The organism is Maridesulfovibrio pacificus (SeqCode) (assembly GCF_048612815.1).
Taxonomy (GTDB): domain Bacteria; phylum Desulfobacterota; class Desulfovibrionia; order Desulfovibrionales; family Desulfovibrionaceae; genus Maridesulfovibrio; species Maridesulfovibrio pacificus.
On the sequence record NZ_JBLZNE010000003.1, the window covers coordinates 1 to 11232 of the forward strand.

Annotated in this window: 11 protein-coding genes; 1 reads left to right on the plus strand and 10 read right to left on the minus strand. The window is 49.2% G+C overall.

Annotation, left to right across the window (positions count from 1 at the left end; genetic code table 11):
• Window positions 1-26 precede the first annotated feature (26 nt).
• Window positions 27-1064, minus strand: a complete 1038-nt coding sequence (locus ACNI23_RS19335) for a LacI family DNA-binding transcriptional regulator (protein WP_420250514.1) — start codon at window positions 1062-1064, stop codon at window positions 27-29.
• Between the two features lie 207 nt (window positions 1065-1271).
• On the opposite strand from ACNI23_RS19335, the gene ACNI23_RS19340 reads away from it, so the two are divergent.
• The gene (locus ACNI23_RS19340; RefSeq protein ID WP_420250515.1) at window positions 1272-2561 is read left to right on the plus strand and encodes an MBL fold metallo-hydrolase; all 1290 of its coding nucleotides are present in this window, start codon (window positions 1272-1274) and stop codon (window positions 2559-2561) included.
• A gap of 35 nt (window positions 2562-2596) precedes the next feature.
• Here the strand turns inward: ACNI23_RS19340 and ACNI23_RS19345 are convergent, their stop codons facing one another.
• The 9 genes from ACNI23_RS19345 to ACNI23_RS19385 form a co-directional block, all read right to left on the minus strand.
• On the minus strand, window positions 2597-3124 hold the full coding sequence (locus ACNI23_RS19345; protein ID WP_420250516.1) for a TonB family protein: 528 nt from the start codon (window positions 3122-3124) through the stop codon (window positions 2597-2599).
• Window positions 3121-3555, minus strand: coding sequence for an ExbD/TolR family protein (locus tag ACNI23_RS19350; RefSeq protein ID WP_420250517.1), 435 nt, complete (start codon window positions 3553-3555; stop codon window positions 3121-3123). Before ACNI23_RS19350 ends, ACNI23_RS19345 begins: the two co-directional genes overlap by 4 nt.
• 12 nt (window positions 3556-3567) lie before the next feature.
• Window positions 3568-4158, minus strand: coding sequence for a MotA/TolQ/ExbB proton channel family protein (locus ACNI23_RS19355; protein WP_420250518.1), 591 nt, complete (start codon window positions 4156-4158; stop codon window positions 3568-3570).
• On the minus strand, window positions 4155-5981 hold the full coding sequence (locus ACNI23_RS19360) for a CobW family GTP-binding protein (protein WP_420250519.1): 1827 nt from the start codon (window positions 5979-5981) through the stop codon (window positions 4155-4157). Before ACNI23_RS19360 ends, ACNI23_RS19355 begins: the two co-directional genes overlap by 4 nt.
• Before the next feature lie 71 nt (window positions 5982-6052).
• On the minus strand, window positions 6053-7222 hold the full coding sequence (locus ACNI23_RS19365) for an MBL fold metallo-hydrolase (RefSeq protein ID WP_012765949.1): 1170 nt from the start codon (window positions 7220-7222) through the stop codon (window positions 6053-6055).
• Between the two features lie 24 nt (window positions 7223-7246).
• On the minus strand, window positions 7247-8650 hold the full coding sequence (locus ACNI23_RS19370; RefSeq protein WP_420250520.1) for a hypothetical protein: 1404 nt from the start codon (window positions 8648-8650) through the stop codon (window positions 7247-7249).
• An 87-nt stretch (window positions 8651-8737) separates the two neighbouring features.
• Complete coding sequence (locus ACNI23_RS19375; protein WP_420250521.1) at window positions 8738-8932, minus strand: hypothetical protein; 195 nt, start codon at window positions 8930-8932, stop codon at window positions 8738-8740.
• Window positions 8933-8951: 19 nt separating this feature from the next.
• Entirely contained in the window at window positions 8952-9629 is a 678-nt protein-coding gene (locus ACNI23_RS19380) for a FadR/GntR family transcriptional regulator (protein WP_012765952.1), read from the minus strand.
• Window positions 9630-9921: 292 nt separating this feature from the next.
• Complete coding sequence (locus ACNI23_RS19385) at window positions 9922-11199, minus strand: diguanylate cyclase (protein WP_420250522.1); 1278 nt, start codon at window positions 11197-11199, stop codon at window positions 9922-9924.
• Between the last annotated feature and the right edge of the window lie 33 nt (window positions 11200-11232).

Genomic DNA, 11232 nt, shown 5'->3' on the forward strand with positions numbered 1-11232 from the left:
TACAAACAATTGCAGTAATCCTTTTGCTACTGTCTGTCCCCGCCATCCTCTGCTTCCGTGTCATATTGGACGGCGGCAGTAGATTCGCGGACAATCAGTTTGGTCTCCATCATATGTTGTTCCGGTTTTTCCGGATTATCCATCTTTTGCAGCAGAAGTTCACAGGCGCGTCTGCCCATCTCATAAGCGGGCTGACGGATAGTCGTCAGGGCCGGTACCATGTATGATGCCGTCGGCATGTCATCAAAGCCCACTATGGACAGGTCTTCGGGTAGGGACAGTCCGGCTTCACGCGCACCTTTGATTGCTCCCAGGGCAATGTAGTCATTAGAACAGAAAACCGCGCTGGGCGGAGAGTCATGTTTAAGGAGCTGTTTGATCGAGTCCCGTCCCCCTGAAAGGGAGTACTCGGTCTGGACCAGCAGGTCTTTGTCGTAGGGAAGACCGTGATCCTTGAGGCATTGGCGATATCCGTGCCAGCGGTGGTAAGATCTGTCTGTCACGGTAAAGCTACCCGCGATCATACCTATTCTGCGGTGCCCGAGGGAAATAAGGTGTTCAGTGGCAACGTATCCGCCGCGATAGTTATCAACTCCGACAGCAGAAACAGGGCCGTTTTTGACCGTGCTGAAGAGCAGCACAAATGGAATCCCCTCATCTGTAAGAGATTTGATTATTTCGCCTTTGGGATTGGTCGTGGTGATGATCAGTCCGTCCACCTGACTTTCGCGCAGAGCTTTGATCAGGCTTTCTTCCTGTGATATTTTGTAGGATGTGTTGCCGAGGATTACTTTGATTTGTTTTTCTTCGGCATATTCCTGAACCCCAAGAGTGGATTCGGCAAAGACGGGGTTGTTGATGTTGGGAATTATCAGTCCGATGGTGTTGGACTTTTTGGTGGCAAAGCCGCGTGCGAGGGCATTGTATTTGTAGTTGCACATCTTCATGGCCCGCAGAACTTTCTCACGGGTTTTCTCTCGCACGGAATCCGGGGAATTGATAACCCGGGACACCGTGGCGGTGGAAACTTGCGCTAAGCGGGCAACATCACGAATAGTACTCACAGACAACCTCACCATGTAAACGTTTACATTTTTCTATCAGCTTGATAACAATTATGTCAACAGATTGCTGAATAATGAAATTTTAGCTTGTTTTTATTAAGTTTTTAGTTTTGAAGATATGGAAAGTTAACAGTTTGAAGTGACATAATGATCTCGCTTGTGTCATTTAAATGTAAACATATACATTGTGAGTGAAGGGAATATCGGATGACTACCAGTACCTTACGAAAGCTGACAGAACAGGTTCAGCGTATTGAATACTGCGGGATGTATGTTGATCTTGTGAGCACTTCAGCAGGAACAGTGCGGGTCGGCAGTATGCCTGATGTAGCAAAATTCGTTACCGAGCACGGTTTTCGTGAGGAAATCGTTGTAGTGACCCCGTGGGAAGTTTCTCTTGCAGGTGACAGCCGCACCGGAGAGGAATTCGTACTATGGCAGGCTCAAATCAGAGGTGGGATTCTCAAGGAATACGTGGGTCTTAAGCGGGATGTTGAGCTGCTGCACGGTAATCTTGAGTCTATTTTTCCGTACTTTTTTGATGATGAAAACATCAAGGTAGTTCGCAAGGATTGGCTCTGCAAATGGTTTAATCACGATATTGCCGATCCCTTTTACCGCAAGGGCTCTCTGGAAATCTGCTTCGAAGGCGGCAATGTAGTTGTTTCTGATGATGGAACTGTTTTATATGATCGCAACTCGCTTGCTTCCGGTGTCCATCCCGATAAGGAAATAGAGGCTTTGCTGGAAGATATCCCCAGAGACGGCAAAGTCCGGGAAAATTTAGAAGTTATTCCTATCGGCTGCGGAAACGGGGTTTACGGAACGGTCGCCAATACCATTGTGCGCTACGGTGAATATGTAATCTGGATAGATCCCTGCGGATATCCGGCCCAGACTCTCGCCCGTTACGGTATACATTGGGATGATGTTACTCACTGTCTATTTACCCATAATCATGAAGATCATGTACAGGGTTTCACTGCCTGCATGTATCGTGCACGTAAGTATAACCGGAAGTTGAAGCTGATTCTTGCCGACAACGTCTTTCGGGTGCTGGCAGATCTTTACTCCCCGCTTTTTCCAGATATGAAAGGTCAGGTGGAGGTCTTCTCATTAAAACCCGGAACTTCTTTGCAATTAGGTCCAATTCAAATAGACAGCCGCTGGAATCATCATATTCTGCCTTATGGGACTATCGGTCTTAAAATCTCTGCCGGAGGCAGCAGTTTCGGCTATTCCGGGGACACGAAGTACGACGAGGAGATCAACCAAATCCTGAACCGTCCTGAGCTTGAAGCCGGATGGTTTGCATCCTGTGATCTGGTTTTTCATGAAATAGAATTTGATAATCCGGACAGTGTGCATACCCACTGGAAACAGGTCGAGTCTTTGCAAAGTAAAATAGAAGGCAAAGTGCTCGGATATCATTGCCCTTTTCTGGCGAACAGTCCTTTCCCTCTGGCTGAAGAGGGGAGATGTTATGTACTTGATTAATCGTGGATGGTGTCTGCTCATTTGCTTATAAATATTCACATATTGCGTTGATATTTAACGGTAATGCGTATGTTAAAGGACTGTCCGCGGAGTATGCCGGGTCTTTTGACTACCCCGCTTGCTGCGGCAACGGCTCTGCCTGCGGCTGTGTCCAGAAGGGGATTACCTGAGGAACGAATCAACCTGATGTAGGTAAAGGAGTCGTCTTTGCGGATGTGAAAGGAATATTGAACATTGCCGATAAGCCCGGAAAGGTCCCCATTGCCCGGAAGAAATTTACGTTGTTCCACTGCTTCACGGACCTTCACCAGATAACATTTTCTGGCCAGACGTTCTAATTTTCTAGCCTGCTCTTCGGCCTGTTTTTCATTACTGCTGTCCGCAACTTGTTGTCCGAGCGCAGTTTTGTCGGCTGATCGGATAGGGGGAACATCGAAATTTACAGGTATTGCGATCTGAGTGTCGCCCGCTTCCGGCTCGGAAATCCATTCAAAATTTACCAGCCAGAGATGAACGATGATAGAGACTGCAATGCAGGAACATGTAAGCTGCTGTGAAGTCATCTGGACTTCCTGCCGCTGTCTTCCTTTTTGTTCGCTGTGACGATTACCAGATTGCTGAATCCTTCGCTTCGAACAATGTCGACAATACGGATAAAGTTTTCCACCCGAGCCTGCGGAACGGATTTGAGCAGGATGTTTTCGGGCTGCATGGCAGATGGTTTCCTTGCCACGGTGCGCAATTCATGAGCCAGTTCATGAAGGGTTACCGACTGCATATTGCAAAGGATTTCCCCGTCTTCTTTGAGTTCTATCTCCAATGATTTCCCGGAAACCGGTTTCGATGTTTCGGCCGGGGGCAGGTCCATGTTCATGCCTTTGGCGGTATAAACAGTTGAGACCACGAAGAAGATCAAGAGGATGAAAACAACATCCAGCAGGGGAGTAAGGTCCGGACTGGCCGGTTTGAGGGTGGATTTGGTGAAAGAAATCATAGCTGCAAGGCTCTAATCTTTTTGAATTTCCAGCAGCATGTTTGCGGTATGCTGCATGGCATAGGCAGCCTTTTCGTGCTGACGACAGAACCAGCGGTGGGCGATGAGAGCCGGAATGGCAACACTCAACCCTGCGGCGGTGGTCAGCAGGGCCTGCCATATTCCTCCGGCAAGCATGGTAATGTCGACGTTTCCAGAGGCTGAAAGCCGTGAAAAAGCTTTGATCATACCGAGGACGGTACCTAAGAGCCCGATAAGCGGTGCGGCGGTGGCTACTGTTGCCAGAAAATCCAGACGGCGGTTGAGTGAAAAGAGGATTTCCTCCCCGGCCAACTGGACTTCATGTTTTTTCTCCCTGTCCGGGAGCGGGCTGAAAAGAGCATTGAAAATCTTAAGGTAGAGGGGCGAAGTCTCTTCTACCAAATTTAGGATTTTTTCGTTTTTATGCTGACGGGCCAGATTCACTAGCTCGTCAAGCCGTTCAGCTTTGGGGAACCGGTTGGTGCTGAAAACAAAAAATCGTTCCCCCATGACCGCTAAGGAAGCAATCGAAAGAATAAAGAGCGGCCACATAATGAGGCCGCCCTGTTGTAGAATATTCATGAGTAATTCCGTTCAAGTTTTTCAAGAATTTCCAGCCCCATGTCTCTGCCGATGGCAACGAGGAATCCGTCATCATCAAATTCCCCGCTGAAGCTTGATAATTCATATCTTCCTGACACGTATTGAACTACTTCAGGGGCGTTGTTACCGGATACTTTCACAATTCCCTTGAGCCTGAAGACCTCTTTCGGGAGTGAGGTCATAAGGTAATTAAGATCTTCACGACTCAAGGGTTTGTTGAAGGCAAAACGTCGGGAGGTGAACCCTTCCATAGCGTGCGTATGCTGGGGTGGTGTAAGGGGACAAAGCGAAATCCCTCCGATGTGGTGTGTTCGGGGGTCGGAATCATATATGGTTCCGGGATTAATCGCACTGTTAATTGTGTTGACCAGCAAGGCACGTTTATTCAGTGTGGTGAGGAGTTTTGCCAGAGATTCCTGTTCTTCCTGTGAGACGAGGTCGCATTTATTGAGAATGATGACATCTGCCGCCTTGACCTGATTACGGGCGATATCACTGTCGGCAAGCAATTGTGGGCCGTTTTCAGTATCCACCAGTGTTGTCACAGAATCCAGCCGGACCAGCGGACGCAGGGTTTCTATTTCATTGAGAATATTAAAGGGGTTGGCCAGTCCGGTTGTCTCAAGGACAATTACTTTGGGATTGAAGCGGGTCTTAAGCTGCTCAATGCCTTTGGACAGGTTTCCGGCCAGTGTACAGCAGACGCAGCCTTCATCCAATTCCACAATGGAATCATCACCTTCAAGAAGTTTTCCGTCTACGCCGGTCTGGCCTATTTCATTCTGGATAATGGCAACCAGTTCATCCCGTGAAGCATGGTATTCCAGCAGTTGATTCAAAAAGGTCGTCTTTCCTGCTCCGAGGAAGCCGCTGAGCACGATAAGGCTCGGGCGTTTGTCAAAGGCATAATTGTGGTTTCCTTCAACTTCAACGGCAGCGAGGTCATGGGTTTCCCAGAAAAGAGCATCAGCAAGAGGGGCAGGCAGCTCTTTTCTTGTTTCCGCATGACCTTGGGCGCAGAAGTCGGGAATTTGCGGGAACGCGAGACTAGTGGCTGCCTCGCGTTCCCCCCAATTCAGGGCATCAGTGATGTGGGTGATTTCATGGCTGCTCGGAAATTTATTGCCCATGGAATCGTAGATAGTGGCATGGCCCTGAGCTTCGGTCCTGTAAAATCCGCAGGGCGGGACTTCAAGGCTGTTGGATACCGCTGCTGCAAGCACAAGCAGGAAATCTATAGCTATGGAGTGCGCAGGGATGTTCTCCTCAATCTCGCCGGGATTGATGATCCATTGGCCGTCTTGAGTCGCAATTCCGTCCTGAGAAATGCTGACTTTTGTTTGGTCGGCGGAAAGTTTAAGAGTGAAACAGTTTTCCTCTTTATTCAGCCCGTTAATTACGGTTGCAATGCGAAAAGGAGCCGCCCAGTTTTCGTCTGATGAAAATCGGCGGATGGATTGAATGTAGTCTTCCTGCACTGCTGAAATATTGGCTGCCAGTGACATGGATTCCAACAGTTCTTCATTTTCTTCAGGGAAGTAATACAGGCCCAATGATGCAAAGAATCCTGTGTCATTTGCATATTCATCTTCAGTGCAAATTCCGAATACCCCCGGATGGGTGCGCAGTTTCATGGTCCATGCTTTTTTGCCCTTTGGGCACACAGCCATGCCTTTCCAGCCCAGCAGTCGTTTGAATTCATCATGTTGGCAGGCTACCAGCAGGCAGTTGACCAAGACATCCGGCATGTTGATCTGGTGGTTGCTGCCCCGGCGGGGAGGGAGAATTGCGGAAAGGTTCATGATAGACACCCTTTATGAACTGCCCGGCCCGGAGGTCAGGGCCGGACAGTTTGGATATGGTTGTTCAGGCCTTAACAGCCGAAGTTAATCTTATCGCCGTTGCCGAGATAGTCCTTGGATGCGGAGCGGAAGCGCGCTGTTCCGCGTACCACCGGATAACCGGCTTCAATGAATTTCTTGGCAGTGAGATGTCCGGTGCAGTGGTTGCAGCCGATACGCTCGAAGCCCCATTCGCCGAGGGAGATTACGAGGTCATCGTATTTGGGGTCCCAGTCCTCAAAGGGTGAGATGTGCAGGCCGCCGTAAATTCCGTAGAATTTGTCGTTGTCATATTTCAGGTTGGCATAGGCAAAGTCTGCAAACTTGAGGATTCCCTGATGGCAGCAGCCGGAGATCAGTACCAGACCGTGGCCCTTTACGTTGAAGGCGAGGGAAGTCTCACCGAAGACACGGTTGATGATGGGCACATCAAACTTGAGCAGGGCCATTCCCGGAATAATGGGGGTGATGGGCTTGTCTGCGATTTTTAAATCGCCTTTGTAGCCGCAGTCTTTCACATATTGCAGACCTTCTTCGTAGAAGCCGTCATGCAGGTAGAGGGGAATGCGGTTGTCATATTTAAGGGTTACAGGCAGGCCCCAGAAGTGGTCCCAGTGCTCATGGGAGATGAACAGGGCTTCGATCTGCTGTTCTTTCAGCATCTTATCGATGCCTTCCCGCTTGAAGCTGTCATTCATCCATTCGTAGGACCATCCGGTATCCAGCAGGTATTTGTGCATGGTCCCATCCAGTTCCTCCACCTCGATAAGGCAGGAGTATCCGCCGGGGTTATCCGGGTGCAGGGACAGTTTTTTCTGGATTTCCCATGCCTTTTCCAGATCGTGGGGCAGCAGGTCCTTGATGGAGTTGATACCATCTTTGTAAGAACCTTGAGCGGAACCCTTACCGTTTCCGAAAGGGGCCCAGTTCAGGGTGTACTGGTTAACCAGCAATCCGCCCGCTTCGTGGATATCCCCGATGAGGTGGGAGTTGTTGAACCAGCTTGTTTCAGAGATATTGGTTACGCGAACACTGCGGCAGGCACCGAAATCGTTCAGTTTGCGCTGTGTTTTTGGAAGACGGTCATAAGCCATCGGGGTGTATGAATACATACCCATTCCGGCGATGGCACCGGCCACAAGCCCTGTTGCCGCGCCTTTGACGAAATCACGTCTGCTTATATTCTTTTTCTCATTGCTCATAATTTAGCTCCTTGTTCCGTACGCTTACTTGATGATGGTGAAGTTTGCGCTTACCCAGGGCAGGATGTTGATGATTGCGAAGTAGAACAGCACCCCGGCAGCAAGACCGATGAAGAGCCCTTTAGCTACACCCGGAGTCCATTTAACATCACTCGCGACCATTTCTTCCTTGACCTCTTCAAGCTCTGCCTCAGTTTTGGGCACAGCTTTCCAGCCCGGCCAGCCGTCCATGAACCATACGTTGATCAGGAAGATGTTGATCAGCCAGATCATGGGGATCATGGGGAACTGCTGGGGATGGGAGAAGCCTTTCTGGGTTCCGAGGAAAAGGTGGGAGGTCTTGTAGTAGACCACGTAGACCACAACAGCCATAACAGCGGTCAACAGGGTGCGGATGCACACGTTGACAGGACGGCTGAATTTAGTGGGCCAGTTTCCGCAGTAGAAGGTCAGGTACAAGCTGGGAACGAGCCAGAAAATAGCCATTTCACCAACGTGCAGCCAGCGCCAGTCAGGAGCCATGAGACGGCGGGTTCCGCGGATGGTTTCACCCCAGACAAGGTCCTGCGCGTAGTACAGGAAGAAACACAGGGCAAATGCGATACCGATGATACCGAAGAATGATGCGGTGCGGCGCAGTACGTCGTTTTTGATCAGGTTGAAGGGATAGCGTTCCCAGATACCTTCGTAGAGCCAGACAACAACGGTTCCGCACATGATCCATGCGATATGGAAGTTACCGGAAACTGTGTTGGCAAACTCTTCCCAATAGGGCGGGCAGATGGCGGTAAATTTCTGCCAGGGGTAGAAGAGGATCGCCATGTGGGAATGCATGGTCAGGAAATAGACAATCATACTGAAGAAGAAGGTTACGAGCACGATGGTGATGCCTCGCGCCGGCTGCTTCAGTTTCTGCCACGGTGCATTTTCGCAGGCTACAACCCAGCTGGGGGAAAGCCATGATGCGATTGCCGCGAACATCATGATTGCTTCTGCTGCATATTCGATTGCGTAGAAATCGGTTAAGCCCATTGACTCAAGGCGTGCAGGGTTAAAGTATGCAATCCCGAAGTTTCCGAGGATTTCAATGAAGAAGCCCTTGATGAGCAGGATCATGGCCGCAACACTGACCAGAGTCAGGACGGAGCCTTTAACCAGCGGGTGCGTTTTCTGAAGCCATGAGCGTTTGAACGGCCAGAAATCAAAAATGTAAGCAAGCCAGATAAAGAGGATCAGCAACCAGCGGCAGACCATGTACCCGACATAAGGGGTGTACATGCGCATGATTCCGCGGGGGTCCTGAAAAATCCACCATGTTAAATAAAAGAAAGCAAAAATGATAATCGTGTTGACTAAGGCCGGAATCGGTCCATTCCAGCGTTTCACCAACTTCCGACTCTCAAGGTAGCTGACACTACTGTTGTCCATGTGACTACTCCTTTGTGAGTACGCCGGGGGGATGATCAGTCCCCGTATCCCAACTGTGCTCGTATAACGTCTGTTTACAGGTTTCCGTCAGGAAACCAGTTCCTCCAATTGCCCGGGCGTAACAGTAGCCGGATCGATTCCCTTCGCCATTGCGAGCAGGAACAGTTCTTTTTCTGTCAGGGGAGTCTTTTCAGACTTCTCATGTTCTTGAACTGGTCCCTTTTGTCTGTCGCGCTGACGCTTTGGTGAGACGAAACGGCTGAAAAATTCTCTGCGGTTCATAATTATTCCCTGCCTGTTTTTAGCTGTCCGGCAGAACCATCTGGCTGAAAGTCTGAAGGCAGTATTTTGCCAGTTTTTCAGCTTGTTCCGGTTGGCCGGTTTTCAGGGCATTGAATAATTCAACGTGGTAAGCGAATAGTGAATCAATCTGCACCTCAGATAATCCTGTTCCGGCATGCTCCAGATTCTTGGCCGCAAGTTCCAGTTCCTTCAGCAGGAGGATCAGGTAGCCGTTGTTGGAGACTTCCGCCAGAGACCGGAAGAATGAGATGTATACCCGGCTGATCATCGACAGGTCGAAGTTCACAATGGCTTCGCCCAGTCTTGATGTTGCGGTTTCCAGCTCGGTGATGTCGGCCGGGGAAAGGCGCAGTGTTTCAGTGCGCACAAGACCGGGAACGACCAGATAAAGGGTCTCGACCAGTTGGCGGCTTGCCTCGATGCTTTTGCGCTTGCGCAGCATTTCCCAGCTGATGCAGCCTTCCTTGTTTTTCAGGTAGCAGCCGCTTTTTTCACGGATTTCGAGATAGCCCATGCTTTCAAGGTTGCAGAGGGCTTCCCTTACCGTGTTGCGGCTGGTTTTAAACATTTCTGCAAGCCGTCTTTCTCCGGGAAGTCGGTCCCCGATGGAGAAGGATTTGCCTTGCAGCATTGCAGTAATTTTCTGACAAAGGATTGGTCGTTGTGTTGATGCCATATCTGGTCCAACCAGTTTGAGGGTTAATTGATCCGCTCTTCACTTGAAGAGGTTTTATGGTCCGTTTTTTTTGAGCACAAGGTGCTTTGTGAAAATAAGCACTTAAACTGGTCCAACCAGATGTGAAAGCCAAATATGCTAGGCTCGATCTTTTGCTGTATAAGTACTTAAAATATTGTGTTTTTGTTGTGGGTGCAGTGGTTTTGTTTTAGAAATAAAAAAAGCGCGATGAGAAACAATCTCATCGCGCTGTGTGGTAGATTTTGGCTGTCTGGTTGGACCAGATATGCAGCTATTTATTGATGCAGTGGCCTAAGGTTTCAATGAACTTATCGTGAAGTTCGTGAAGCGGGGGAGCTGCATCAGGGTCATAGCTGTGCGTTTTTGTTGAGCAGAATATCAGCACATTGGTCAGGGTCTCGTTTTCGTAGAAAGGCTGGGCATAATATGAACGTATTCCGTGGGGAATGAATAAGGCCCAGTCGATAGGTTTGATGCTTTTGGATGTTTCCATCACCACATGATTCTTAAGGTTGAAGCGGACGATGTTTTCGGCAATTGAACCTTCGTAGGGATGGGTGCGGTTTTCATCCAATCCGGCAAAAGGCTCTCCTGCAGCAGTAACTTCGACCTTGTTTTGGTCAATGAATATACGGGAAAGCATGATCGCATCCGTCGGGGATCCGAAGGGCAGCGCTTGCAGTATGGTTTCCAGCAAACATTCAATGCTGCTGCATTTATTCATTTCCTTGACTGCTGCCCCTGAAGGAACGGTTTCGTTGCCCCGGACCGGGATGCCTTTGCATGCCTGACAGTCATTACGGTGATCCATAGTGATCCAGAGAAGGTTCTCGCCGTTACGCGAAATACTCTGGATGCGGATTGAGCATTCGTGATTTTTACCCATGCTGTCCGTAACAGATAGTTTGCCATTCCAGCGGTCTGAAAAGATAAGACCTTCATATAATTTATGCAGGTCTGTATCTGTGTTGTGGCGGAAGAGATCCTGAAAGTTCATGGAGAGCAGTTCCTGCCGTTCATATTTCAGCAGAGCTCCGGCGGCATTGTTTGCAGCACATACGGATCGATCGGAAAAACGAACGAACAAGACCGGATCATCAATAAGATCAATTTTGGTAGCGAGATTCGGCCTGCCTTCCGTGGTCAGGATTTCATCAACCTGCCCGGAAATATCCATCAGCATACCGACGGAGCAAGTCTGATGCAGGGGATCGGGAATGGCCCCGAGCCTGAACCATCTGGTCGAGTTTTTGTTCAGGCGCATACGGAAAACGCAACTGGTCGGTATGCGGTTCCTTACCTGCTGCAGGCTGTTCTGGAATTTTTCCCAGTCTTCGCTCAGGATCATATCGCGGGCGAGTTGCGGGTTTTGGAGGACGGATCTTACTTTTTGATTGTCGGTTGGTATTATGTAGGAATTAAGAAAAGAGATTTCATTTTCTACAATATCAATTCGCCAAATGATGGCGGGAAGTTGGTTTAAGTAGCTCGAGAAATGTTTTTCAAAGTCAGTGAATATTTTCTCGCATCCATTGGTATGAGTAGGCATTCTGATCCTTATTAATATTGGCTTCTATAGATA

Coding starts and splice junctions, on each gene's coding strand:
- ACNI23_RS19340 (WP_420250515.1), top strand. CDS start 1,272: ATGACTACCAGTACCTTACGAAAGCTGACAGAACAGGTTCAGCGTATT.
- ACNI23_RS19365 (WP_012765949.1), bottom strand. CDS start 7,222: ATGAGCAATGAGAAAAAGAATATAAGCAGACGTGATTTCGTCAAAGGC.
- ACNI23_RS19355 (WP_420250518.1), bottom strand. CDS start 4,158: ATGAATATTCTACAACAGGGCGGCCTCATTATGTGGCCGCTCTTTATT.
- ACNI23_RS19360 (WP_420250519.1), bottom strand. CDS start 5,981: ATGAACCTTTCCGCAATTCTCCCTCCCCGCCGGGGCAGCAACCACCAG.
- ACNI23_RS19350 (WP_420250517.1), bottom strand. CDS start 3,555: ATGATTTCTTTCACCAAATCCACCCTCAAACCGGCCAGTCCGGACCTT.
- ACNI23_RS19370 (WP_420250520.1), bottom strand. CDS start 8,650: ATGGACAACAGTAGTGTCAGCTACCTTGAGAGTCGGAAGTTGGTGAAA.
- ACNI23_RS19385 (WP_420250522.1), bottom strand. CDS start 11,199: ATGCCTACTCATACCAATGGATGCGAGAAAATATTCACTGACTTTGAA.
- ACNI23_RS19380 (WP_012765952.1), bottom strand. CDS start 9,629: ATGGCATCAACACAACGACCAATCCTTTGTCAGAAAATTACTGCAATG.
- ACNI23_RS19345 (WP_420250516.1), bottom strand. CDS start 3,124: ATGACTTCACAGCAGCTTACATGTTCCTGCATTGCAGTCTCTATCATC.
- ACNI23_RS19375 (WP_420250521.1), bottom strand. CDS start 8,932: ATGAACCGCAGAGAATTTTTCAGCCGTTTCGTCTCACCAAAGCGTCAG.